Source organism: Mucilaginibacter sp. UR6-11, from assembly GCF_020880695.1.
GTDB lineage: Bacteria > Bacteroidota > Bacteroidia > Sphingobacteriales > Sphingobacteriaceae > Mucilaginibacter.
In genome coordinates this window covers 495,001-520,058 of sequence record NZ_JAJIWO010000001.1, presented here as the reverse complement: position 1 = coordinate 520,058, position 25,058 = coordinate 495,001, and the positions used below count along the sequence as shown (strand labels likewise).

Annotated in this window: 20 protein-coding genes; 9 read left to right on the top strand and 11 right to left on the bottom strand. The window is 43.0% G+C overall.

The features are described 5' to 3' along the window. Nucleotides 1-56: 56 nt before the first annotated feature. The 5 genes from LJ658_RS02425 to LJ658_RS02405 all read right to left on the bottom strand — a co-directional run bounded on the left by LJ658_RS02425 (nt 57) and on the right by LJ658_RS02405 (nt 7,255). Nucleotides 57-1,655 (bottom strand): glycoside hydrolase family 28 protein, encoded by a 1,599-nt coding sequence (locus tag LJ658_RS02425; protein ID WP_230544863.1) that lies wholly within the window; start codon nt 1,653-1,655, stop codon nt 57-59. A gap of 97 nt (nt 1,656-1,752) precedes the next feature. Continuing rightward, complete coding sequence (gene uxuA / locus LJ658_RS02420; RefSeq protein WP_230544862.1) at nt 1,753-2,949, bottom strand: mannonate dehydratase; 1,197 nt, start codon at nt 2,947-2,949, stop codon at nt 1,753-1,755. 121 nt (nt 2,950-3,070) lie between these two features. Then, nucleotides 3,071-4,744 carry a sodium/sugar symporter gene (locus tag LJ658_RS02415; protein ID WP_230544861.1) on the bottom strand — a complete coding sequence of 558 codons (1,674 nt, stop codon included), beginning with the start codon at nt 4,742-4,744 and terminating at the stop codon, nt 3,071-3,073. A gap of 93 nt (nt 4,745-4,837) precedes the next feature. After that, on the bottom strand, nt 4,838-5,200 hold the full coding sequence (locus tag LJ658_RS02410) for a hypothetical protein (RefSeq protein WP_230544860.1): 363 nt from the start codon (nt 5,198-5,200) through the stop codon (nt 4,838-4,840). Nucleotides 5,201-5,290: 90 nt separating this feature from the next. Further along, nucleotides 5,291-7,255, bottom strand: coding sequence for a glycoside hydrolase family 97 protein (locus LJ658_RS02405; RefSeq protein WP_230544859.1), 1,965 nt, complete (start codon nt 7,253-7,255; stop codon nt 5,291-5,293). A 689-nt stretch (nt 7,256-7,944) separates the two neighbouring features. On the opposite strand from LJ658_RS02405, the gene LJ658_RS02400 reads away from it, so the two are divergent. Beyond that, nucleotides 7,945-9,429, top strand: coding sequence for a xylulokinase (locus LJ658_RS02400; RefSeq protein WP_230544858.1), 1,485 nt, complete (start codon nt 7,945-7,947; stop codon nt 9,427-9,429). Nucleotides 9,430-9,465: 36 nt separating this feature from the next. After that, nucleotides 9,466-10,797, top strand: coding sequence for a xylose isomerase (xylA, locus tag LJ658_RS02395; protein WP_230544857.1), 1,332 nt, complete (start codon nt 9,466-9,468; stop codon nt 10,795-10,797). Between the two features lie 75 nt (nt 10,798-10,872). On the opposite strand, the gene LJ658_RS02390 is transcribed toward xylA, so the two are convergent. Then, entirely contained in the window at nt 10,873-11,271 is a 399-nt protein-coding gene (locus LJ658_RS02390; protein ID WP_230544856.1) for a hypothetical protein, read from the bottom strand. An 82-nt stretch (nt 11,272-11,353) separates the two neighbouring features. Between LJ658_RS02390 and LJ658_RS02385 the strand changes: the two genes are divergently transcribed. Continuing rightward, entirely contained in the window at nt 11,354-12,793 is a 1,440-nt protein-coding gene (locus LJ658_RS02385; RefSeq protein ID WP_230544855.1) for an NAD(P)/FAD-dependent oxidoreductase, read from the top strand. A 58-nt stretch (nt 12,794-12,851) separates the two neighbouring features. On the opposite strand, the gene dinB is transcribed toward LJ658_RS02385, so the two are convergent. Then, nucleotides 12,852-13,946: a DNA polymerase IV gene (dinB, locus tag LJ658_RS02380; protein ID WP_230544854.1), complete on the bottom strand. Its 1,095-nt coding sequence runs from the start codon at nt 13,944-13,946 to the stop codon at nt 12,852-12,854. A 209-nt stretch (nt 13,947-14,155) separates the two neighbouring features. Between dinB and LJ658_RS02375 the strand changes: the two genes are divergently transcribed. The 6 genes from LJ658_RS02375 to LJ658_RS02350 are packed head-to-tail and all read left to right on the top strand — an operon-like array spanning nt 14,156 to nt 21,120. Continuing rightward, nucleotides 14,156-14,839 carry a TolC family protein gene (locus LJ658_RS02375; RefSeq protein ID WP_230544853.1) on the top strand — a complete coding sequence of 228 codons (684 nt, stop codon included), beginning with the start codon at nt 14,156-14,158 and terminating at the stop codon, nt 14,837-14,839. Then, a complete protein-coding gene (locus LJ658_RS02370) occupies nt 14,840-17,002 on the top strand; it encodes an exopolysaccharide transport family protein (protein ID WP_230544852.1) in 2,163 nt (720 codons plus the stop codon). 23 nt (nt 17,003-17,025) lie between these two features. Then, the gene (locus tag LJ658_RS02365) at nt 17,026-18,198 is read left to right on the top strand and encodes a glycosyltransferase (protein ID WP_230544851.1); all 1,173 of its coding nucleotides are present in this window, start codon (nt 17,026-17,028) and stop codon (nt 18,196-18,198) included. 5 nt (nt 18,199-18,203) lie between these two features. Further along, on the top strand, nt 18,204-18,353 hold the full coding sequence (locus tag LJ658_RS02360) for a hypothetical protein (protein WP_230544850.1): 150 nt from the start codon (nt 18,204-18,206) through the stop codon (nt 18,351-18,353). Further along, on the top strand, nt 18,353-19,879 hold the full coding sequence (locus LJ658_RS20490) for an O-antigen ligase family protein (protein ID WP_230544849.1): 1,527 nt from the start codon (nt 18,353-18,355) through the stop codon (nt 19,877-19,879). The genes LJ658_RS02360 and LJ658_RS20490 overlap by 1 nt, the downstream gene beginning before the upstream one ends. Before the next feature lie 2 nt (nt 19,880-19,881). After that, on the top strand, nt 19,882-21,120 hold the full coding sequence (locus tag LJ658_RS02350) for a glycosyltransferase (protein WP_230544848.1): 1,239 nt from the start codon (nt 19,882-19,884) through the stop codon (nt 21,118-21,120). On the opposite strand, the gene LJ658_RS02345 is transcribed toward LJ658_RS02350, so the two are convergent. Genes LJ658_RS02345 through LJ658_RS02330 form a run of 4 tightly spaced genes read right to left on the bottom strand, consistent with a single transcriptional unit; the run spans nt 21,117 to nt 25,019 of the window. Then, on the bottom strand, nt 21,117-22,802 hold the full coding sequence (locus tag LJ658_RS02345) for a GMC oxidoreductase (RefSeq protein WP_230544847.1): 1,686 nt from the start codon (nt 22,800-22,802) through the stop codon (nt 21,117-21,119). The two genes, LJ658_RS02350 and LJ658_RS02345, sit on opposite strands and share 4 nt — an antisense overlap. A gap of 13 nt (nt 22,803-22,815) precedes the next feature. Beyond that, nucleotides 22,816-23,391, bottom strand: coding sequence for a gluconate 2-dehydrogenase subunit 3 family protein (locus LJ658_RS02340; protein WP_230544846.1), 576 nt, complete (start codon nt 23,389-23,391; stop codon nt 22,816-22,818). Nucleotides 23,392-23,445: 54 nt separating this feature from the next. Further along, nucleotides 23,446-24,225: a glycosyltransferase gene (locus tag LJ658_RS02335; RefSeq protein WP_230544845.1), complete on the bottom strand. Its 780-nt coding sequence runs from the start codon at nt 24,223-24,225 to the stop codon at nt 23,446-23,448. After that, a complete protein-coding gene (locus LJ658_RS02330) occupies nt 24,225-25,019 on the bottom strand; it encodes a glycosyltransferase (protein ID WP_230544844.1) in 795 nt (264 codons plus the stop codon). Before LJ658_RS02330 ends, LJ658_RS02335 begins: the two co-directional genes overlap by 1 nt. Nucleotides 25,020-25,058 lie beyond the last annotated feature (39 nt).

The window sequence follows — 25,058 nt, the reverse complement described above, 5'->3', positions numbered from 1 at the left end:
TCAACAATGATTTTTTAATAATGTTAGCATACCCTAGTATATATTTAACTGCCGGTCTAATTGATAGTGATTTCGCCTTTTGAAACCATATCAGTTAATCCGATTTTATCTTTCAAGCCCTTTGTGCCGGTAATGCTTATTGCATGAGTTTTTTCTCCGTCAACCGTTAAAACAGGCACTGCCGGATTAATGATTTGAGGATTAAGCAGTAATATATTTTGACAATTTATCAATTTAAAAGCCGGATTTTTAATCTCGGGTTGCTTAATGCTGATTAGTGACACCTGTGCATCTTGTACGTCATCCATGATAATGCCGGGGCGGTCATCGGCATTATTGGTTTGTAGGGTTATATTTTGTAAGGAAATTCCCTTTACGTGCCTGATGTACAAGCCGCTTGACGGCAGCGTATTTCCAAACATCCGGCTTTCAGGATAGCCGTTTTCATTTTCAGGTACACGAGCGGCGGCCTCTGCCTGCGTGCCATTTCCCGGGGCGGTTATTTTTAGGTTGCTCAATACCACATTCTCCACATCATAACCGGGAAAGCCGGAGATGCTTGATGTTATTTTACTATGGCTAACCGCGGTGATATTATTGAGAGTTACATTACGCAAATGGCCTGGGTTATAAGGCGCTGCGCCTTTATATTTTAATGATCCGCGTTTACCCAGTTTTATAAAAATAGGGGTTTGGATATCGTCCATATAAATATTATCAAAAATCACATTATCGGTATAGCCGCCGTCAACATTTTCTATAGATATGCCCGCAATTACCGTTACCGGCTGGTCAACAAATTTGACGTGGCTTTGCCAATGCCTGAAAAGATCTTGCGATGCTTTGTGAATAGTTATATTGCTGATATTAATGTTTCTGAAGCCGCCATGCGACGCAGTGCCAAATTTTACCGCATTACAGTTAGAAGCTACTATGCAGTTGCGTACCGTAATGTTTTCGCAGGGAGCATTGGCATCATCGCTTTTTAAGCAAATGCCGTCATCGTCCGAGTCTATGGTACAATCTTCAACCAGTACATTTTTACAATCGATATCAATGCCGTCATTGTTTAAGTTAGCATGATTGTAAATCTGTACGCCTTTGATATGCAGGTTTTCGCAACGCATGTAGGTTTCCATCCAATGCGGCGAGTTTAATAAATGCACATCCAGTATTTCTATCCCTTTGCAGCCAATCATAGTTATAATATTAGGGCGGACACCTTTGTAACCCGGCGCCGTGTCATCTCCTAACTGAAAAGCCGGTGCAGCGCCGTTACCATTAAGGGTGCCGGGGCCTGCAAGCGAAATCCGGTTGGCGTTTATGGCGACAATAACGGCCCAGGGTACTTTTTTCCCTTCGGGTGTTAGCTGGTCCGGATAATCTTTTGCATCAGGACTGGCTTTTATTTCGGCGCCCTCCATCAGGTATAGGGTTACGTCATTTTTAAGTATAATGGTACCCGACATAAATACACCAGCCGGTATAATAACCCGGCCGCCATGTTGCGCACTGCATTTGTCTACAGCGGCTTGTATGGCTTTGGTGTTTAGCGTTTTACCGTCGCCCCTGGCACCAAAGGCCAGGACGTTATAATCGGCACAAAATCCGCAAAAGGACATGCATAGCAACACGCAAACTAATAATGCTTTCATAAAGGGGATTTATAATTAGTTAAGTAATACTAAAAAGAAAAACCCATAGTATTACTATGGGCCCGGTAAATATTGCGATACAAATTTAATACTTAACTTAAGCGTCAAACAAACTTCTTTTTACCCCCATTTCAAGCCCGCGCAATTCGGCAAGCCCTTTTAAGCGGCCAATAACCGAGTAGCCGGGAAAAGTATCATAATTAAAATCATCCAGCAGCTTATGGCCGTGATCCGGGCGCATCGGTATTGCGATGTCGGTGCGGCCGGCCTCCTGTCTTTTCTTTTGTTCCAGCACCAGGTTTTTCATTACGGCAAACATGTCTGTACTGCCCTCCAGGTGATTATCCTCATAAAAACTGCCGTCCGCTTCGCGTTTAACATTGCGCAGGTGTAAGAAGTGGAAATGCTGCCCCAGCCGCTCAACAATGCCGGGCAGGTCATTATCAGCACGGGCACCTAATGATCCGGTGCAAAAAGTTAAGCCATTACTGGTTGACGGCGCGGCGTTTACCACATCATTTAAATCTTCTTCTGTCGATACGATCCTCGGCAATCCAAATATCGGGAACGGCGGATCATCCGGATGTACGCACATCTTTATACCCAGCTTCTCGGCATCGGGGATAATGGCTTGCAGAAAATAAGCCATATTTTCTTTTAAAGCAGCCGCATCGGTATTTTCATATCGGTTTAAAAACGTTTTAAACTGGTCTATGGTCAATACATCCCTGGTGCCGGGCAGGCCGGCCATTACGTTGGTTATCAGTAATTGTTTTTCTTCCTTTGTTAATCTGTCAAGATATTCTTTAGCTGCGTGTTGCTGTTGAGGGGTAAATTCGTCAAAGGCGCCGGGGCGCTCTAAAATATACAGGTCAAATGCGGCCAGCGCAGGGGCGTGGAAACGCAGTGCCGATGCGCCGTTTGGTAAACGGTAATCAATATCGGTGCGAGTCCAGTCAAGCACCGGCATAAAATTGTAACATACGGTTTTTATGCCTGCGGCAGATAAGTTCTTTAAGGTCTCAATATAATTTTTGATATGCTGATCACGTTGTTCGCCGGCAGTTTTTATGCTGTCATGCACGTTCACACTTTCTACAACCGACCACGTAAAACCCGCGGCTTCAATCATGTCTTTACGTTTTTTAATTTCTTCCGTGCTCCATACTTCACCCGACGGAATATTATGCAGCGCGTTAACAATGCCGGTGGCGCCGGTATGTCTTATAGCCGCCAGCGTAACTGCGTCATTGGGGCCGTACCAACGAAATGTTTGTTCTAAATCAGGGATCATTTTAGGGTGATGTTAGACTATGATTTATGGTGCAAATAAACATTATTTAATGATGCGGATAGCTGATTAAACAAAAAAAGTCCTGGTTATACCGGGACTTTTTTTGTGAATATTATAGGGTTTACCAAAACATTGAATACAATGCAACTAATATACCGCCAATTAATAGCGTCCCTACTGCGAAACCTCTTGATGTTTTAAACATGCTGGCATCAACTTCCAGTCCGTGAACTTTCTTGCCATCGGCGTTCTCAATCATCGAGATGATATACATACCAATTACGCAGATTAGGAATACAAAACCCATCCGGTCAATAAATGGCATTTCATAAACGCCCGCCGCATTTTTATCGGCAAAGCCATATTTTGCCAATCCCTGAAGGTTGATGTAAGCAGGCATTACTTTAAATCCAACGGATAAAATAAAACCACCAACCGTAGCAAACAGTGCTGCGCTTGAAGTAGTTTTTTTCCAGAAGAAACCCAGGATAAACATGGCAAATATACCCGGTGATACAAAACCTGTATACTCCTGGATATATTGGAAACCACCTTTTTTATCGATACCTAAATGCGTACATAAAACAATACCCAGCAGCATCGCAATAACTACGGTTATTTTACCAACAACAACCAGGTTTTTATCGGTTGATCCGGGGTTGATCTTTTTGTAAACATCCAGGGTAAATATGGTAGCAATACTGTTTGCCTTGCCCGCTAATGATGCCACTACCGCTGCTGTTAACGCCGCGAAAGAAAGGCCCTTTAAGCCCGATGGCAGTAAGTTAAGTAAAATAGGATATGATCTGTCAGGATTAACCTCGCCGCCGATAGTCATTTTATCATGAAAGCTAAACACATCCTGTTTGTATAAAATGAATGCCGCTATACCGGGTAAAACCACAATTACAGGCATTAATAATTTTAAGAAAGCTGCAAATAAGATACCACCACGGGCGGTCTTTAAATCGGCACCCAAAGCGCGTTGGGTGATGTACTGGTTACATCCCCAATAATTCAAGTTAACTATCCACATGCCGCCTATTAAAACGCTTAGGCCCGGCAGGTCAAGATAATTGGGGTTATTAGGCTTAAAGATCATATGAAAGTGGTCGCCGGCTTGTTCTTTCATTACTGTTAAGCCATGTAAAATGCCACCGCCGCCAAAATGGTCCGAAACAAGGTTAACTGCGATATAGGTAGTTACCAGGCCGCCCAGTATTAAAAAGAATACCTGGATAACATCTGTATAACCGATAACTTTCATGCCACCCAGTGTGATAATGACAGCAAATATGGCCATGCCCCATATACAGGCATTGATACTAACGCCGGATATACTGCTTACTGCCAGCGCGCCGAGATAAAGTATGGAGGTAAGGTTAACTACCACGTACAATAACAACCAAAAAATAGCCATGATCATGGCTACTGTACCGTTATACCGCTGGTTCAAAAACTGCGGCATGGTAAAGATCTTATTCTTCAAATATACCGGTATGAAAAATACCGCTACAATTATCAGCGTGGCTGCGGCCATCCACTCATAAGTAGCTATAGCCAGGCCCATTTTAAAGCCCGAACCACTCATCCCGATAAATTGCTCGGCGGATATGTTGGAGGCGATCAGCGAGGCGCCTATGGCCCACCAGGTAAGTGAACCTTCTGCTAAAAAGTAATCTTTTGAAGTCGCATCCGCATTGTGTTTGCGTCTGTAAACCCAAAAGCCATAAATGGCAACTACAAAAAAGTAAATTGCAAATACTACATAATCGCCGGTTGTCAGCTTATTCATCTTCTATAAAGTTTATAATGGTTTGGCAATTATAAACTTTATATCACGGTTTATCAAACTATATGTGTGCTTTGTTACAAATTGGGCCGGGTTTTATTTACTAACCGTTATCTGGGTAGGCTCAGACGCGGTAATTTGCAAAGTGTTTTTATATAGCTCCAATACGCCGGTTACGCAAAGGTGTTTTCTTTTCAGATTCACCCAATCCAGTTGCAGTTTATTGCCTCTAACCGCGATAGTGAATTTTTGATGAGGATAATTACCACCCATGTTTAGCAGGGTAAGGGTATCACTAACTATTTTAAGGCCGTATACCGTATCGCAAAGCGTTACAACCTTGTTAAGGTGGTTTTTAGAATCGGCAAGGTCTATGGTTTGCTTCATTTCGGATTGTTGAGCCTTTGCGGTAAAGCCTAAACAAACCAGTAGTATAAATGCAGGTATTATTTTTTTCATGGAGAAGATAATTATAATCAGTTATCAGGAGCTAAAGTCATGCCAGTAAAAACGCACGGGCAACTTGCCCGTGCGTTTTTTTTTATCGGCTTATTTAAGCACCGCTGCCCAGCCGCCGTTGCGTACCATTTTAATGGTTATTTTATCACCTGCTTTTACCTGCAAGGTCTTGCGGCGATAGTCCATTGCCTGGCGTCCGGCGTTAATACCATCTTCAAAATAGGTCATGGTGTAGGTTTTTCCTTTTTGTAAAAAGTCAAAGTTCAGTTCTACCTCCCTGGTCTCTTCTTTATTATTGGTTATGCCGCCAATAAACCATTTGTCGCCTTTGCGTTTGGCAACTACGGCAATCTGGCCGGCATCGGCTACCAGCGCCTTGGTTTCGTCCCAGGTGGTAGGCACACTGGTTATAAATTCGGTACAATCAGGATTGCGGTAGTAAAGGGTAGGGTTGTCGCATAACATTTGCACACCGCTTTCAAACACCACGTATAATGCTAACTGGTTAACGCGGGTGCCAATTGCGGCAGCGTTAGGTCGTTCCGCACTATAAGCGTCCGGCTGCATGTTTATCATCGCGCCGGGCGTAAAGTCCATTGGGCCAACGGCATTGCGCATAAACGGTAAATAGGTACTGTTATCCGGATAACAGCCACCCATTTGTTCCAAACCGCGTACACCTTCGTATGATATCAGATTAGGATATTTATACTCCAGTCCCGCAGGCTTAAACGCGCCGTGAAAATCAACAAAGATTTGGTATTTGGCTGCTTCCTTTACCACATCTTCATAGTAATTAACCATCCATTGGTCGGTACGTTCCATAAAGTCGATCTTAACGCCTTTAATCCCCCACTCATGGAAGGTTTTAAAAAGGCCCATGTTTTTATGGACGGTTAACCAGGTTAGCCATAAAACAATGTTTACATTTTTCTCTTTTCCATAACGGATCAGTTCCTTCACATCAACTTTTGGATTAGGTGTGTATGGGTCGGTGGTGCTTTTGGCCCAGCCTTCGTCCATTACAATATATTTAACGCCAAATTTCGAAGCGAAGTCAATGTAATATTTATAAGTATCCAGGTTATAACCGGCTACAAAATTTACGTCAGGTCCGTAAGGCGCGGCGTCGTTCCACCATTCCCAGCTGGCCTGGCCCGGTTTTATCCACGATGGGTCAGCAATCACACTTTTTGCAGCCAGTTTTAAAGTCATTGTGTTTTCCAGTAACTGCCTGTCATCCTTAGTGATCACAAAATAGCGCCAGGGGAAATTTCTTGTTCCGGTGGTTTTGGCAATGTAGTCTGCTGATTTTAAGATCTTCTCGCTACGGTCGCCATCAGGGCCAAACTCAAGCGGTGCTTTTGGGAAAATACCTTCAAGGCCATTACTGCCGGTACTTTTCAGGAACATGCCTGGGTAATCAGACAGGTCAGATTCGCTGATCAGGATCTTGTATTGATTTTTAGTGTCAATTAGGGCCGGCAGGTTAGCCATTTTGTCGGTGGCTTTCCAATCAGCAGATTCTATGTGTTTATAAAGCTCTTCATAAGCGGTTTTAAAACCGTTGTTTTGCTGTAAATGCAATAAATATTCTGCCGGAAAATTAACCGTAAAATCTTCGTTCAATACTTCTACATCTCCGTCTTTACTGGTGATGAACCTGTAAGCAACGCCGTCATCAAACACGCGAAACTCAACAGCATAATTACCTTTAAAGGTCATCAATACATCGTTGTAATTGCTTGTAACTGTTGAGTATTTTAAAGCGATGTAAGGTTTTATAACCTCATGGCCCTGCGTTTTCTTTGCTGATAACAGTTTAGGGTTTTCGCCAAGGCTGCCGTCTTTCAGGGTCAGCGCCAAATGGTTGTTGGTTAACAGTGCTTTGCCATTGCCCGATACCGAGTAATATATTTTATCGCCTATGGTAATGGCTACCTTTATTTCTCCGTTTGGGGATACCAGGTCAATAGATTTTTTTTGCGCATGAAGTTGAACCGCCGATCCGCAGAAAAGAAGGAGGCAACACGCAAGTTTTGTAATAAGCTTCATGATTAGTATTGGTTATAACTTTGAATATTGCCCTAAAAGTACTTTTTTTTAGTTATTCGCTGGTAATATTTACATCCAATAAAATTGGTCGGTCCGCAGTGATTCGCTGTTTAGCATATAACTATTTATTCCTGCGTGATGCCGCACCTGAAGAAGTGACGGCTCTGGTTGCAGCCGTAGTACTTTCTCCCGTAGTGATCACCGGTAAATTAAAAATCCGGCAATCACCACAGGAAAAAATATACAGTTGGGTAATCGTATAGTTTAAATTAATTAGGGTTTACAATTGGCTTGTAGATACAAGTATACAAGCAATATTTTGATGTAACAAGAAAGATACGAAATATTTTTTTCGCTGTAGAAAGTGCCCAAAGGGGCGTTTTTGATCGATTATCGAAAAATAAGAAGGTGCTATTGCAGCGTTAATCTGCGTGATTTATTCCGTTTGCCTTCCGTGGTTAAAAAATGCCGGGTTAATCAGGGGTTTGTTCAGCCGGTCAAAACAACCAATTTATCGTTAGGTTTATCTACAATCCGGTTAACATATTTAAGCAAAAAACTAAGTTTAATAAGCAACCTGAAAATAATAGTGTAAATAGTACATTAAGTATCAAAAAAAAATTAATTTGCGTCAGCAATTAATAACCGCTTATAAACCATTTTTTTAATATAACTAATTAATAAATAACATGTTACTGTTAGGCATTGATATAGGCACCTCGTCTGTAAAAGTATCAATAGTTGATGCTGGTACCCAAAAAACGGTTGCGACGGCGCAATATCCGGATACTGAATCGCCAATTGGCTCTTTACAGCCGGGCTGGGCAGAGCAATCGCCCGACATGTGGTGGGAGCAGGCTCAGCAGGCAATTGCCTTATGCCATAGCACGCAAAAATATGATCCGCTGGATATCTCGGCTATCGGTATTGCCTACCAGATGCACGGTTTGGTTTTGGTTGATAAGGATCAAAAACTATTACGCGACAGCATTATCTGGTGCGATAGCCGCGCGGTAGAAATTGGCCAGCAGGCTTTTGATGCGATAGGGCATGATCAGTGCCTATCGCATCTGCTGAATTCGCCGGGTAACTTTACGGCCAGCAAACTGGCCTGGGTAAAACAAAATGAGCCCGCTGTTTACGAGCGTATAGATAAGATCATGCTTCCCGGTGATTATATTGCCATGAAGCTGAGCGGCGAGGTCACCACTTCTATAGCAGCTTTGTCTGAAGGCGTTTTCTTTGATTTTGTAAATAATGAATTATCAAAGGACATTATTAAGCATTACGGATTTAGTGAGAGCTTTTTTCCGGATATCCAGCCGGTGTTTTCTAATCACGGTGGTGTGTTGGCTTCGGTAGCCCGGCAGCTGGGTTTAAAAGCCGGTATCCCCATTGCCTATAAAGCCGGCGACCAGCCCAACAATGCGTTATCTTTAAATGTATTGAACCCGGGCGAAGTTGCAGCTACTGCCGGGACATCCGGTGTAATCTATGGGGTAAGTGATCAGCTGACTTATGATCTGCAGTCGCGTGTTAATACCTTTGCACATGTTAATTATACCAAACAGCAAAAAAGCCTGGGTGTGCTGTTGTGCATCAATGGTACCGGCAGCTTATACCGCTGGACAAAGAACCTTTTCGGATCAGCCGTGAGTTATAACCAGATGAACGAGCTGGCCACCAAAGCGCCGCTGGGAAGCGATGGCCTGAGGATATTGCCATTTGGCAACGGCGCCGAGCGGATGCTAAACAATGAATTGGTTGGCGTGCACCTGCACCATATCGATTTGAATTTGCATGGGCAGGCGCATATTTTCAGAGCCGTGCAGGAAGGAATAGCCTGCGCGTTCAGATACGGAGTAGACATAATGCGGGAAAACGGCATGAACCCAACCGTAATCCGTGCCGGTAAAGCCAATTTGTTTTTAAGTGACCTGTTCGCCCAAACATTTGTAAACGCCACCGGCATCCCGGTTGAGCTGTATAATAACGACGGCAGTGTGGGCGCGGCATTAGGCGCGGGCATCGGCGCAGGTATATTTTCGTCAGCAGCCGAAGCGTTTAAACACATGGAGCGGGTGCAGCTTATTGAACCGTCATCGACCACATTTGAGCCTGTTTACCAGGAATGGAAAGCGTTATTGATAAAACAGTTATCCATATCAAAGTAAGAATCATCAATTAATATCAACATAAATATAAATACAATGGCAAAAATAGTAACAGGCGAAACGGAGTTTTTTAAAGGCATAAGCCAGGTAAAATATGAAGGCCTGGGGTCTGATAACCCGTTAGCTTTTCGCTGGTATGACGCAGACAAGGTTGTAGCCGGCAAAACCATGAAAGATCACCTGCGTTTTGCGGGGGCTTACTGGCACTCTTTTGTAGGCAATGGCGCCGATCCTTTTGGCGAGCCTACCCATATTTTTGAGTGGAATAAAAAGAGCGACCCGATTGAGCGCGCCAAAGATAAAATGGACGCGGCGTTTGAGTTTCTGACCAAAATGAACCTGCCTTACTATTGTTTCCATGATGTTGACGTAGTTGACTATGGTAATGATATCAACGAAAACGACCGCCGCTTACAGGCCCTGGTAGATTACGCCAAACAAAAACAGGCCGAAAGCGGTGTGAAACTGCTTTGGGGCACTGCCAATATGTTCTCAAACCGCAGATATATGAATGGTGCGGCAACCAACCCGGATTTCCATGTACTGGCACACGGCGCCGCGCAGGTTAAAGCTGCTTTGGACGCAACCATTGCTTTAGGAGGTGAGAATTATGTTTTCTGGGGTGGCCGCGAAGGCTACATGACCCTGTTGAATACGGATATGAAACGTGAGCAGGAGCATCTGGCAAAATTCCTGCATGCTGCTAAAGATTACGCGCGCAAACACGGCTTTAAAGGTAATTTCTTTATCGAGCCAAAACCTTGCGAGCCTACCAAGCACCAGTATGATTATGACTCGGCCACTGTATTTGGCTTTTTACAGAAATATGATCTGCTGGGCGATTTTAAACTGAACATTGAAGTTAACCATGCTACGCTGGCCGGTCATACTTTCCAGCACGAGCTGCAGGTTGCTGCCGATAACGGGCTCCTGGGATCAATTGACGCTAACCGCGGCGATACTCAAAACGGCTGGGATACCGACCAGTTCCCCAATGATATTAATGAAATCACTGAAGCGATGATGATCATCCTGCAGGCAGGTGGTTTGCAGGGCGGCGGTATCAATTTTGATGCAAAGATCCGCCGAAACTCAACCGACCCGGCCGACCTGTTCTATGCACACGTTGGCGGTATGGATATTTTTGCGCGGGCGCTGATCACGGCGGATAACATTCTTCAAAAATCAGCCTACCAAAAACTACGCACAGACCGCTACGCGTCCTTCGACGGCGGCAAGGGTAAAGAATTTGAAGAAGGCAAACTTTCTTTGGAGGACCTGCGGGCTTATGCCATTGAAAACGGTGAGCCGGTACCGGCAAGCGGTAAACAGGAATATATCGAGAATTTGATTAACCGGTATATTTAAACTACAGTTATTTAAATGGAAAGGTCCCGGCTGTTATAGCCGGGACCTTTTTTTGTAAACTGAAAGTATTATCAGCTATTTTTTTACCCACCTAAAAATTTGGTACTTCGGTTTATATTTCTCGTATTGCGGAGTAGGCCAAAACCCATCCTCTTTATATTCAGAAATCCAGATCTGCCCATCAAACATATCAATAAACCCTGAGGTTTCTCCTTTAGGATAAGGTTGAAATACCCTGATATCACCGGGTATGGGTTTATAATTGGCAGTACCTACCGTGTCAAAACCTATCTTTATTAAAAAAGGCCCGTAATCTTTTGCTGCTGGGGGACAGCTGGCAGTATTTATGCCGCCGGCTTCCAATGCCAATCTTATAGCTTTTGCGTGCCTGTCCTCAACGCTTTGTGCATGTAAATAATCGGGTCTACTTAAAAACAGACCGCAGATTAAAGAAAAAAAGAAAAAATATTTCATGTGAAATAGTGGTTTGGTTATCAAAGCTAGCTATAAATTTGGATTTAATTGTGTTGGTATAAGCTATATTTGTTAAATCTATATGACTTTAGAAAAACGCGATTACGACGCAGTGGTAGTAGGGTCCGGGCCAAACGGCCTTGCGGCAGCGATATTATTACAGCAACAAGGTTTGTCGGTTTTAATCATCGAAGGTAAGGATGTAATAGGCGGCGGGTTAACTTCGAAGGAGCTGACGTTGCCTGGTTTCGTGCATGATGTATGCTCTGCCATTCATCCGCTGGCAGTTGCGTCGCCTTTTTTTAAAATTTTGCCATTGGCAGATCATGGGCTTGAATATATCCAACCCACGCTTGCCGCCGCTCACCCCTTTGATGATGGTACGGCTGCGATCCTTGATCATTCCATAAAGAAAACCGCCGGTTACCTTGGCGAAGATGCAGATACCTATACCGCCCTGATGCGCTCAATAACTGGTGCCTGGCCGTTGATTGATCAGGACGTTTTAGGGCCCCTGCGTTTTCCGGGTCACCCCCTGGCAATGGCCGGGTTTGGTTTGAAGGCATTAACCAGCGCCACTAGCTTTGCCGGGCGTTTTAAAACCAGGGCCGCGCGGGGATTATTTGGCGGCATGGCAGCACATGCCATACAACCGTTAAGTAACTTAGGCACTACCGCTGTTGGCCTGGTGCTGATGGCCACCGGGCATTTAAAAGGCTGGCCTATACCCAAAGGCGGATCAGCCAGTATAGCAAATGCTTTGGGTGGTTATTTTAAGTCGATAGGCGGGACAATACAGACCGGAACCTATATCAGTTCGCTGGATCAGTTGCCATATGCACACGCGGTGTTATTTGATGTTACGCCCAGGCAGCTGTTAAAAATAGCCGGGCATAAATTTTCGTCCTTATACAAATGGCAGCTGGAACGTTACCGGTACGGTATGGGTGTGTTTAAAATAGATTGGGCGCTTGATGGCCCGATACCATTTTCCGCCGCCGAATGCAGACAGGCCGGCACCGTCCACCTGGGTAATACTTTTGAGGAAATTGCCGAAGGAGAGCTGGCAACCAGCAAGGGCCATCAATCAACCGGGCCCTTTGTACTGCTGGCACAACAGAGCCTTTTTGATAAAACCCGGGCGCCGCAAGGAAAACAGACCGCCTGGGCTTATTGCCATGTTCCAAACGGATCAACCCGGGATATGACCGCTATTATTGAGGGCCAGGTAGAGCGCTTTGCACCGGGTTTTAAAGACGGGATCCTGGCCAAACACACTATGGATACCGGGCGGATTGAAGCTTATAACCCAAACTACATTGGTGGCGATATTAACGGAGGAATAATGGATATAGGCCAGTTATTTACCCGCCCGGTGTTGCGGTCGTCGCCTTATAAAACATCTGCTAAGGGTCTGTATATCTGCTCGTCATCAACGCCGCCTGGTGGTGGTGTGCATGGCATGTGCGGATATAACGCAGGCAAAAGGGTGTTAAAGGATATTTTTAATATTGAAATTTAACATTTGCTAACGTTGGTGATGAAAAGCAATAACAGAGATAGGTGACGTAATCAGGAATTTAAAATAGTTTAAGCTGATCAGCAGGCTTTTCATCCGTCCTGCGCACTTCTGTCCCGCCAAAATTAGACAGCGAGATACCCAGCAACCTTACCCGTTGCTCATCCTTAAAAGTATTGGCCAATAATTGTTTGGCGGTGCTGCTTATAGTTTCCAGGTCACCTACCGGTGTGGTGAATGACCTGTTACGGGTAATTTGCCTGAAATCGCTGTATTTTACTTTTAACGTAATGGTGCGCCCCTTCAGGTTGTTTTTCTCCAGGCGACTATAAACCAATTGCGCTATTTTATCCAGTTCGGCTTCCATCTCTTCCGGCGTGGTCAAATCATAAGCGAAGGTATCCTCAGCAGCCAGCGATTTTGTTTCGCGGTGCGGTTGTACGGCACGGTTATCAATCCCCCGGACGATGTTATAATAAAACCGGCCGGCTTTGCCAAAATGTTTTAAGAGTTCGTGTTCGGTAAGCTTTTTTAGATCGGCGCCGGTAAACAGGCCCAGCTTTTTCATTTTTTGTGCGGTTACTTTGCCTACGCCATGAAACTTCTCAACAGGTAGCAGCTCCATAAATGCTTCAATCGCAGAGGGGCCGATAAATTTTAGCCCGTCGGGTTTGTTGATGTCCGATGCTATTTTAGCTACAAATTTATTGACAGAAACACCAGCCGAGGCGGTTAGCTGCAATTCATCTTTTATGGCCTGCTTAATTTGCGTTGCAATAGTTATGGCAGAGCCGATACCCAGCTTATCATGGGTTACATCCAGGTAGGCTTCATCTAATGACAGTGGTTCAATGAGGTCGGTATACCGGCTAAATATTTTCCGTATTTTTTGCGACGCTTCTTTATAGGCATCAAACCTTGGCCTTATAAAAGTGGCATGGGGGCAAAGCTGCAGGGCCTGTTTGGATGACATAGCCGACCGGATACCAAATTTACGCGCCTCATAGCTGGCAGTAGCTACCACGCCGCCGCGTCCTTGCGGCAACCCGCCCACTACCAGCGGAATGCCGCGGTACTCCGGATTGTCCCGCTGCTCTACCGATGCGTAAAAAGCGTCCATGTCGATATGAATGATTTTGCGGTAGGCAATTTCCATAGTGCTAAAATACAATAAGTTGTTTTGAAGATTACCGCTATTCATCAATACAGCACAATTTAACAGTCAAAGTGCCGGCGCTTGCCTAAACCTGTCAGTATGGTAATTCTATTATATATATACTACGGAAGTCGAATTCATGAAACATAATCTCATTTATTAAGTTAATTTTGAAGGTTGAATATCTTTTCAAATTGAACATAGTTGCAATGACATTTAAAAGAAGCTTTATTATTGTTGTTTTTTTAATTATACATTTTCGCGGCTTAGCGCAAGAGACCATAATTCCGAGCCTTTCAGCTGATTATATTAACAAGCTCATCGATACTGCAAAAAAAAATTATCCCCGGGTCAGGTCCTATCAAAGCCGCATAAATATTGCAAACAGTAATATTTCAAAAACGCGGATGTCAATATTTAACGCGTTAACTGTATCATATGTCTATCAGCCCGGCACAACTACCATTGATCCGGTAAACCCTTCTACCAGCTATTTTAAAGGTTTGCAGGCGGGCGTTTTTTTAAACCTGGGTACATTATTGTCGCAACCATATCTTACCCGCCAGGCAAAAGAAGAATTATTAATTGCACATAATGATCAGGATGAATACCAGATAACAATTGCTACTGAGGTAAAAAAAAGATATTATCTGTATATTCAACGGATAGCCGAGTTGAAATTGCAAACAAAGTCGGCTCAGGATGTTGAAAGCTCATTAAAAGATATTACATACAAGTTTCAAAAAGGCGAAGAAACCTTTGATAATTATAATAAGATACAAGTGCAGTATACTGATCATCAACAAACAAAGATTCAGGCAGAAGCCAATGTTTTTATAGCAAAAGCCGATCTGGAAGAATTGCTTGGTACCAAATTAGAAAATATAAAATAGATGGAATTCAGCAATTTTTTTAAAATCATTAAGAAGCATAGGTTCACTATTGTTTTAACTACGGTATTAACGGTAATCATAACTTTTTTTTTGGTCCGCAATCAGCCCGACGTTTATTCCTCACAAGCTAAACTCGGTACGGGGATAGTTGACCAAACTCAAAGTGTTTTAAATGATATGCCTGATGCACAGGAATCAAAAGTAAGCCAGGAATTTAGCAACCTGGTTGAAATGATCAAATCAAAAAGAATGCTTGATCAGCTTGCGTATAAATTAATCATACACGACTTAACCAGCAAAAACCCCTACCGCAAAACAAGCCCGCTGTTAAATCAGCTAAACAATAGCGCGCGGCAACACGCAATTGCAACTTATACAGAACTTTATAATAAAAGACAGGCTTTGTCTTTATTTAACCCGGATCAAAACGGGCTTTATAAGTTACTGGTATCGATGCATTATGACGACCAGTCGATACTTAGAACCTTATCGGTATACAGGGTGCAAAACAGTGATTATATTAACGTCCAGTTTGACTCAGAAGGATCTGAACTTTCTGCTGTAGTGGTAAATACGCTATGTGCCGAATTTATTAATTATTACACTTTAATAATTAAAGAGAATCAAAAAAAAGCAGTTGATTTTTTGGGTAACCTTCTTCGGGTAAAACAGGATACCCTGGTTGCAAAGACAGCTGCTTTAAAAAATTATAAGATAAGAAATCACGTGCTTAACCTTAACGAAAAGGCTAAAAGTTTGTATGGTCAAATGTCTGATTTTGAAACGCGGCGCGAGGAGGCAGAAAAAAATGCACACGCAACCCAGGCAGCAATTAAAGGCATTGATAAAGATTTTGACCCTAAAGACCGTAAGTATTCAGAAAGCAATAAAACTGCGGTAACTCAAAAAATACTGGCTACAAAGGCACAACTACAGGCCGTTAATGATGCCTACGTACAAAGTAACTTTGACCCGAAATACAAGCGAAAAATAGACTCGCTTAATAATGCGGCCTCTGCGCAAATTGACGAACTATCAGATAAGTATATCTTAAATCCATTGTCAACCAAACAAAGCCTGGTTGAACAAAAGCTTGGTTTGCAAATACAGAATGACCTTGCAAAAAACAGCTCGGGCCCAATTAATAATGAACTTAACAGGCTTAATCGAAAATTTGATGCCCTGGTGCCGCATGAAGCAGCAACACAGGCGTTAGAGAGCGCCATTACCATAGCTAGCCAGGAGTACCTGGAAATATTGCAAAAGTATAACCAGGCCAATATGGTGTCGGGCTTCTCTATCCAGTTAAGGTTAATAGAGCGGGCAGAACCGGGGATTGCCCAGCCATCAAAAAAAATGCTGTTGGTTATTATCAGCGGTGTTATCGGTTTTGTTTTTTGCATAGCAGTGCTTTTTATCCTCTTTATATTTGACAATACCATCAAAACTGCCCCTGATCTGGCTAACAGAACCAAAATGCCGGTACTGGGCTATTTAAATTTACTGAGCAGCAAGTCAATCGACCTGAAAAATATCTGGACCGGCACCACCGCCACAGGCGAAACAAAACAGCTGAAAAATTTAATGCAGTCGTTAAGGTTCGAGGTAGCTACAGCTTTAGCAGCTGATAAGGTATTGTTAATTAACAGTATTGAGAAAGAAGAAGGAAAAACCTTCGTTGCAGTGAACCTGGCCTACGCCTATTCATCTGTTAATAAAAGGGTATTGGTTATTGACGGTAATTTTGATAATCCTGGTATCACCGCGTTTACCAAAACCAGGTTTTACCTTGAGGACTTTTTAACCGGCCCTTTTGACGATTCTTTTTTCTCGGCCGATGCCAAAATTAAATTTCTCGGTAACCATGGGAGAGGGGCGTCACTTTTAGAAATAGCCGGCGAAGACTCAATATACGGTAAGCTTGCTATCCTAAAAGACGCTTTTGATGTCATTATTATTGAAGCACCGGCTTTGGATGCGTTAAACCGATCTAAAGAATGGATATTGTTTGCTGATAAAATTTTAACCGTGTTTGAGTCCGGCAATAGTCTCAATGAAAACTATAAGCAAAACATTGGCTACCTTAAAAGCCTGAATGGTAAGTTTATTGGTTGGGTTTTAAATTTGGTGCCGGGCGACAAACCAACTACTGAAATTGAATAAACCAATAATTTAAATTTTTTATAATGATATTGGCCAGGTTGTTATGGATTTTTTTTCAGTTGATAGTAGGATACAACCTTGTTCTGCCATTGGTTATATACCTGCTGTCGCTTTTTAAAAGTAATATATCCCCGCCTGCTGAAATAACTGAAGGCGATTACGGTATTATTGTTACCGCTTATGAGCAGGTTACACATATCCCGGCTGTTGTACAATCGTTATTAAATCTTAATTACCAAAATTATCTTATTTATGTAGTAGCTGATAATTGTGAAGAGAGCGAGCTGAGTTTTACTGATGACCGGGTTATAGTTTTACGGCCCGAAACCATCCTTGCCGGTAATACCCGGTCGCATTTTTACGCTATTCGTAATTTCAAACGTAAACATAACCGCTTAACTATTATAGATAGCGATAACCTGGTTGATGCAGAATATTTAAATGAATTGAACCGGTTTTTCAACCAGGGGTATATAGCGGTTCAGGGTGTTCGCGAAGCAAAAAATTTAAATACTATTTATGCCTGCCTGGATGCGGCCCGCGATATTTATTACCATTTTTATGATGGTAAGATCCTGTTTAAAGCCGGCTCATCGGCTACACTTGCCGGCTCGGGCATGGCATTTACTACCGACCTGTATATTGATTGCCTGGGGCAGAAAGATGTTACCGGTGCCGGTTTCGATAAAGTGCTGCAGGCTGAGATAGTTGGCCGTAATGTCAGGATAGCTTTTGCCGGCGGCGCTATAGTGTATGACGAAAAAACCAGCCAGACAGATCAACTGGTAAACCAGCGTTCAAGGTGGATCAATACCTGGTTCAAATACTTCTCCTTAGGTTTTACCCTGATAAAAAAAGGTGTTACCAAACAAAGCTGGAACCAGTTTTTATTTGGCGTTGTTTTGTTAAGGCCGCCCTTATTTATATTTTTATTAATGGGGATCATCTGCCTGATTATTAACCTTTTTGTAAGTGTTACCGGTACCGTTTTATGGATAGCCGGCTTCCTGCTGTTTATAGGTGGGTTTTACCTGGCATTGTTAAAATCTGATACTGATAAGCGGATATACCGGTCGCTGATTAATATACCCAGGTTTATATTTTTCCAGGTATTATCCTTGTTAAAGGCACGTAAGGCCAATCAGCGTTCGGTTGCAACCAAGCATTACCATAATGATATTGCTGACCAAGAATAAAAGCTATGCGAGTTGATCCTTCAGAAAAAGTATTAAGAAAAAAAGAGTTTGCCGCGGCATCAAAGCTCAAAACGGAGAAGATAACCAGAATTGTGGCCCTGGTAGTTGCGTTTATCAGTGTGTTTTTTTTTATTATTAAAATCCTGTTTCTTTAGTGAACAACCAACAAAAACCGGCGCCGGACATTTTGCAATTGGAAAAAAAGAGCAAAAGTTTTTTTCAGGACTTAAAAAAGAAGGTTCTGATAGAAAAACTTTATAATCCTGTTGGCGCTGCTTTTTTTATTCTCTTAGCCGCCATTCTTGGGGTTGGTGCCGCAAAATTCGGTATTGTATTTGGCGCGTTATTTTTATTGGTGTTAATAGGCCTGCCATGTATATATGGTATAGTAGCTTATCCGCAATTCGGGATACTAGTCTTACTGATGATGGCCTATATGCTGTTTTATCTGGGCCGCCTCGGCATCCCGGGCCCGTTAGGAGTGGTGATAGATCTGATTCAGGGGATGCTGATGCTGGCAACGTTGGTTAGTTTACGGCGCCATAATGACTGGGAACTGCTCAAAGGCCCGATATCCGTCATAATATTGATATGGATAGGTTATAATATATTCCAATTAGGAAACCCCAGCGCCGTATCAAGATTAGCATGGGTTTATACGGTACGGTCTGTAGCCATTGTTATGCTGAGCTATTTTGTGTTTGTATATAATATCCGGTCTGTTAAATTCATCAGGCTGATATTTAAGATATGGCTGGTTATGAGTTTATTCGCGGCATTGTACGCAATGAAGCAGGAATACATTGGTTTTTCGGCTACCGAAGAGGCCTATCTTAACTCTGACCCGGAAATAAGAGGGTTACTATTTATAGCCGGACATTGGCGAAAATTCTCCATATTTTCAGATCCGGTTGCATTTGCCTATAACATGAGCATGTCCGCCATATTTTGCATCGCGCTTATAGCGGGTAAACTGCCCGGCTGGAAAAAGCTGATCTTAGGCGGGTTAACGGTAGTGTTTTTGTTCTCCATGCTTTTTTCGGGTACCCGGGGCGCTAATGTGTTGGTGCCGGCCGCCTTGGTGTTATTCGCTATTTTAAACTATAGTAAAAAGGTTTTGGCTGCGGTTTGCCTGGCCGCGGTGTTTTTGGTGGTATTGATAAATGTCCCTACGGGGGATCCTAATTTACTCCGGTTTCAAACCGCCTTCAGTCCCAATGACGATCCATCCTATAAATTAAGGAAGTTTAATCAGGAACGCATTAAGCCCTATATCCTGTCACACCCCATCGGATTCGGGCTTGGCGCTACGGGCGGTTGGGGAAAACGCTTTGGCGATGGTTCGATAGTTTCGCAGTTTCAACCGGATAGCGGATATATCAGGGTAGCTGTTGAACTGGGATGGATAGGATTATTCATTTTCTGTACGTTGATGTTTACGATCATGCGGACGGGTATCAATAATTATTATCAAATTAAAGACCCGGAAATTAAAACTTATTGTTTGGCTATCCTGCTAATAATTTTCGCTTACAACATAGCCAATTTTCCGCAGGAGGCGTTGGTTCAATTTCCGTCAAATGTGTTTTTTTCGTTGGATATGGCATTGCTTACCGTGTTATTAAGATTGGATAAAGAAAAACAGTTAAACGAAGCCTCATCATTAAATAAACCGGCCTGAATATGGAAAACATGAATGCTGATCATCTCCTAAAAAACAGGGATATTGTAATAGTTGGCCAGCAGTCGTGGGACGTTGAGATAGGAAGTAATTGTAAAAATATTGCCCTGGAGTTCAGCAAAAACAACCGGGTATTATACGTTAATTCTCCGCTTGACAGGATAACCAGGCTAAAGCAAAAGGCCGATCCGAAGGTTAAAAAGCGTATAGCGGTAATAAATGGCAGCCTGGATGGCCTGATTGAAATAAAACAAAACTTATGGAATTATTATCCTGACAAACTCATAGAATCCATCAACTGGATAAAAAATGAGGCTATTTATAACCGGTTAAATAAATACAACAACCGGATATTTGCCCGTACCATTAAAAAAGCCATCAATCGGTTAGGATTTAAGAATATTATCCTGTTTAACGATAGTGATATGTTCAGGTCCTTTTATTTAAAGGAGTTACTGAAACCTGCAGTAAGTGTCTACTATTCAAGAGACTATATGCTGTATGTTGACTACTGGAAGTTACATGGCGAAAAGCTGGAGCCGAAACTGATCAGCAAAAGCGATCTCTGTGTGGCCAACTCTACTTATTTAGCGTCTTATTGCAGGCAGCATAATAAAAATTCTTTTTACGTGGGCCAGGGTTGCGATCTGGAAATGTTTATGAACAAACAGGATACGCCGGTACCTGCCGATATGATTGCCATACGTAAACCGGTTATCGGTTATGTGGGCGCGCTGCAGAGCATACGGCTTGACCTTGCCCTGCTGGAACATATCGCTAAAGCAAAACCTGAATGGAGTATTGTACTGGTTGGCCCCGAGGACAAAGAGTTTACAGCAAGCAACCTGCACCAGATAGAGAACATACACTTTTTAGGCGGTAAAGACCCGAATTCGCTTGCGGGGTATATAAACTCTTTTGATGTTTGTTTAAACCCACAAATTGTTAACCAGGTTACTATCGGTAATTACCCGCGCAAAATTGATGAGTACCTGGCTATGGGCAAGCCGGTTGTAGCTACACGTACCGAAGCTATGAGCGTATTTGAGCAGTATGTGTATTTGGGTAAAACCAGGGAAGATTATGTCATGCTTATTGAAAAGGCCCTGACCGAAGATTCAGAAGAAAAAAGACGGGCCCGCGTTGCTTTTGCGGCCACTCATTCCTGGGAAAATAGTGTAAACGATATTTATAAGGCTATCATGCAGGTTGAAGAAGCTCCGGATAGACCGGCCCGTTAAATATTCCCCTTTTTTAATTCGTTTACGGCAAATTCGCAGGCCCTAGCTGTAAGCGCCATATAGGTTAAGGAAGGGTTCTGACTGGCAGAAGATGTCATGCAACTTCCATCAGTTACAAATAGATTTTTTACAGCATGTAGCTGATTGTTTCCATTCAGTACCGACGTTTTTGGGTCATGGCCCATTCGGGCTGTGCCCATTTCATGCGCCGTACTGCCACCCGGCTTTTTATAATTAAATGTTTCAATATCTGTAAAACCGGCAGCAGCCAGCATTTCCCTGGATGATTTGCGAATATCATCCATCATCTTCGCTTCATTGTCCCGAAATTTAAAGTCGATATTGGTCAGCGGAAGCCCCCATTGATCTTTTACAGTTGTATTTAGTGTGATCTTATTTTCGTGATAGGGAAGGCACTCGCCCCAGCCGGCCATCCATACTGTCCATGGGCCGGGGGTAGTAAGCTGCTTTTTAAAGTCAACACCAAAACCATTTCCATTCATCGTGTCACGCCATTCTGATCGCTCGCCATGCCCCTGTATATTGAAACCTCTTAAATAATCAAGCCCCTCATCCGGTTTCAGGTTCCTGTACCGGGGGATCAAAAAACCGCATGGCCTGCGCCCTTTATAATACAGATCTTTGTAGCCCTGATATTTGCCCGAAGCGCCGGCAGACGAGTGATGGTCCATTAAATTATGACCCAATTCGCCGCTGTCATTTCCCATCCCGTCAGGAAACCTGTGCGACCTGGAATTTAATAATATACCCGCTGTTGCAATGGTTGATGCGTTAAGAAAGATCACTTTGGCGTGATATTCAAAACTTTCGTGGGTTTGCGTATCTATAACCCTAACACCTGTGGCCCGTTGTTTAACCTCATCGTACAAAACCTCGGCAACGATAGCATACGGCCTTAATGTAAGGTTGCCGGTTTGCATTGCCGCTGGTATGGTTGAACTGTTACTGCTAAAATACCCGCCAAACGGACAGCCCCTTGAACACAGGTTCCTGTTCATGCAGGGCCCCCGGCCGTCCCACCCTTTGGTTAAATTGGCCACACGGGCAATGGTTAATAAGCGGCCGGGATTATTTTTGCGGATGGAGTCATTTAAGTGATGCTCTATACAATTCAGTTCCATTGGCGGCAGATATTCGCCGTCAGGCAATTGATGCAGGTTTTCTCTGTTACCGCTAACCCCTATGTATCTTTCAACATAGCTGTACCAGGGCGCTATATCTTTATAACGTATGGGCCAGTCTACCGCGATCCCTTCTTTTAAATTAGCTTCAAAATCCAGGTCACTCAACCGGTAACACTGCCTGCCCCAGGTCAGAGAGCGGCCGCCCACCTGGTACCCGCGATACCACAAAAAAGGTTTATCCTGTATATATGGGTGGTCTTTATCGTTCACATAAAAAAGCGCATCGCCTCCGTTACTTGCGGTTGATTGTATGGGGCTTTCGGCTTTAAATTTTGGCGTGTTATTTAAGCGATATTCAAGATCCCAGGGATTAAGATTGGCCGTAGGGTAATCTGTAATATGCGATACATTGCGGCCTCTTTCTAAAAGCAGGGTTTTTAGCCCTTTTTTGCAAAGTTCCATAGCTGCCCATCCGCCACTAATACCAGAACCTACAACAATGGCGTCGAAAGTAGAATTAATGCCCTTATCACCCATAAATTTGTATTAATTATTTTGTTGCCCAGGCCAGCTGACCTTTTTTTAATGGGATGCATGATTCAAAATTTGCAGGAATGTAGTCATAAGCCATCCCTTTGGTAGCGCCTAAAAAGGAGGTGCAGTACCCTTCAACAGTGAGGTCTCTTAACTGATAGAAAAAAGGCAGACCAAAAACCTTTTTATTCACCTTATTCAGTATCGCGAACGAATAATTTGCTTTGTCCTCAAAATGCTTTAAAACCAGTGTTTTTTGGGCTAGGCTACAACTAATAAATGATTTATTATAATTAGAAAACGTATAATGTTCAAGCGAACTCAGTCCCGTTAAAAAGATTTTTTGCGACCTGGGATCGGTATTTTCTGTAATCATCTTGATGATGTAATCCTCTACCATTGCGTCTTTAGCCCCGGGAGTATCTGTACGCGGGATGATCAGTTCGGCAAGGTCGGCAATCAGTGCCTTTTTTTGAGGCAGCAAGTTAACAGGCATTATATCGGCCGGTTTTAAAAACTCATATAGCGCCCCTGAGGACACACCCAGTGTTACAACTGCCAATATGCTTTTAATAGCCGCTTTCCTATTCATAACTCACAGGTAAAGATAAAGTATAAAGCTGCGGTAATGTAAAAATTGCGCGTATTATTTATGGGGTTTAAAGGCCAGTAGCTCTGCGGTATGTTTAACATTGCGGTAAACGGCCCTTGCCACCCCGATGAAGAGGTTATCACTTTGTCTAAAATCGCTGCGTTTCATCGTGCTTGGTTCGTCCGCAGAATTTAACTGGTCAAACAGGCTCTTGAAATTTTCATAGAACATGGCCCTGCCTTTATTTTTCAGGAAAGACAGCGCCATCAGGAACTCGGTACGGTCGCCTTTAATTCCTTCGCGGTACCTGCCAAATTTTTCAAAAAAAGTAGTTCTGCGTAAATGCGGATGATCGCTGTAACAATGAAATTTACGGTGTCCCGGATACCATATTTTGAATGTCATTTCTGAGTACCCTTTTCTGAACGGTTTTAAATAAGGATATCTGAAGTAAGCATAAAAGCGGACGAGATCTATATCGGTTCTTTCTTCCATTATATCCAGCGCATCCTTTAAATGCGTTGCATAACCCGGTAAAGGATCAAAATCTTCCTGTACGTAAAGCGTATACCGGGTTTTAACAGCATCCTGCCCCTTATTAATATTATTACCCAAACCAGCGTTTTTAACTGCCGTTATTAAACGGAAGCCATATTCTTTCTCAATGGATTTAAGCTGCGCGACATGTTCCGGTTGGCTGCCATCGTCCGATACAACAATATCGCCAAAAACTATCTGCTGGCCGGCAAAGCTTTTTAACAACCTTTGAAGCGATTGGCTACGGTTATAATGCGTAACCAATAGCGTGATATCTTTAAATTGGTTGTGTTCCATTAATAGCGTTTAAAAAATACATCGCCGGTGCATTTTAATAATTTAAACTGAAGGTAAGCGGCCCTTGCCGCTAATGCAAATATGTTTTTGCTTTCGCGCCAGCTGCTGCGGCCCATTGTGCTCGGTTCGTCGGGCGAATTTTTTTGATAAAACAGGTCGGTAAAATTATCGTAGAAAATGCCCTTGCCCTTTTTTTGGATAAAAGAAATGGCCATTTGGTATTCGGTTAAATCTCCTTTAATTCCTTCGGGGTAGCGCCCAAATTTTTGAAAAAATGAACTGCGCCTTAAATGCGGATGGTCACTATATACATAAAATTTAAGGTGGTTATTGGCCCAGGGGAAAGGTTTAAATATCATTTCAGAAAACCCCCTGCCGTAAGGCTTTAGATACGGATAGGTAAAATAAGCATAAAACCTTGCCAGGTCAAGTTCCTTATCCACTTCCATAAACTGCAAAGCATCGCGCAAGTGGCCGGCAAATACTGCCTTAGGCTCAAAATCTTCCTGTACATATAAAGTATAGGCTGTGGTAACTGCGTCCTGCCCTTTGTTAATATTATTCCCCAGCCCTTTATTTACAGGTGTGGTGATTAAACGGAAATTAAAAAGATTTTGAAGCTTTTTCAACTGATCAATTGTTTCGGGCTTACTGCCGTCATCAGATACTACTATATCTTCAAATACGATATGAAGTGACCGGAATGCATTTAATAACCGCTCCAGTGACCGGCTGCGATTATAATGGGTAATCAATAAAGTAACATCACTAAAAACAAAATGATCTTCATCCATAATTTAATCAATATGCTAATAAATCCTTTATATATCGCA

Excerpts from the sequence above, each read along its gene's own strand:
- LJ658_RS02400 (WP_230544858.1), top strand. The coding sequence starts at position 7,945 with ATGTTACTGTTAGGCATTGATATAGGCACCTCGTCTGTAAAAGTATCA.
- dinB (WP_230544854.1), bottom strand. The coding sequence starts at position 13,946 with ATGGAAATTGCCTACCGCAAAATCATTCATATCGACATGGACGCTTTT.
- LJ658_RS02330 (WP_230544844.1), bottom strand. The coding sequence starts at position 25,019 with ATGGATGAAGATCATTTTGTTTTTAGTGATGTTACTTTATTGATTACC.
- LJ658_RS02375 (WP_230544853.1), top strand. The coding sequence starts at position 14,156 with ATGACATTTAAAAGAAGCTTTATTATTGTTGTTTTTTTAATTATACAT.
- LJ658_RS02360 (WP_230544850.1), top strand. The coding sequence starts at position 18,204 with ATGCGAGTTGATCCTTCAGAAAAAGTATTAAGAAAAAAAGAGTTTGCC.
- LJ658_RS02370 (WP_230544852.1), top strand. The coding sequence starts at position 14,840 with ATGGAATTCAGCAATTTTTTTAAAATCATTAAGAAGCATAGGTTCACT.
- LJ658_RS02385 (WP_230544855.1), top strand. The coding sequence starts at position 11,354 with ATGACTTTAGAAAAACGCGATTACGACGCAGTGGTAGTAGGGTCCGGG.
- xylA (WP_230544857.1), top strand. The coding sequence starts at position 9,466 with ATGGCAAAAATAGTAACAGGCGAAACGGAGTTTTTTAAAGGCATAAGC.
- LJ658_RS02410 (WP_230544860.1), bottom strand. The coding sequence starts at position 5,200 with ATGAAAAAAATAATACCTGCATTTATACTACTGGTTTGTTTAGGCTTT.
- LJ658_RS02340 (WP_230544846.1), bottom strand. The coding sequence starts at position 23,391 with ATGAATAGGAAAGCGGCTATTAAAAGCATATTGGCAGTTGTAACACTG.
- LJ658_RS02335 (WP_230544845.1), bottom strand. The coding sequence starts at position 24,225 with ATGGAACACAACCAATTTAAAGATATCACGCTATTGGTTACGCATTAT.
- LJ658_RS02390 (WP_230544856.1), bottom strand. The coding sequence starts at position 11,271 with ATGAAATATTTTTTCTTTTTTTCTTTAATCTGCGGTCTGTTTTTAAGT.
- LJ658_RS02365 (WP_230544851.1), top strand. The coding sequence starts at position 17,026 with ATGATATTGGCCAGGTTGTTATGGATTTTTTTTCAGTTGATAGTAGGA.
- LJ658_RS02405 (WP_230544859.1), bottom strand. The coding sequence starts at position 7,255 with ATGAAGCTTATTACAAAACTTGCGTGTTGCCTCCTTCTTTTCTGCGGA.
- LJ658_RS02415 (WP_230544861.1), bottom strand. The coding sequence starts at position 4,744 with ATGAATAAGCTGACAACCGGCGATTATGTAGTATTTGCAATTTACTTT.
- uxuA (WP_230544862.1), bottom strand. The coding sequence starts at position 2,949 with ATGATCCCTGATTTAGAACAAACATTTCGTTGGTACGGCCCCAATGAC.
- LJ658_RS02350 (WP_230544848.1), top strand. The coding sequence starts at position 19,882 with ATGGAAAACATGAATGCTGATCATCTCCTAAAAAACAGGGATATTGTA.
- LJ658_RS02425 (WP_230544863.1), bottom strand. The coding sequence starts at position 1,655 with ATGAAAGCATTATTAGTTTGCGTGTTGCTATGCATGTCCTTTTGCGGA.
- LJ658_RS02345 (WP_230544847.1), bottom strand. The coding sequence starts at position 22,802 with ATGGGTGATAAGGGCATTAATTCTACTTTCGACGCCATTGTTGTAGGT.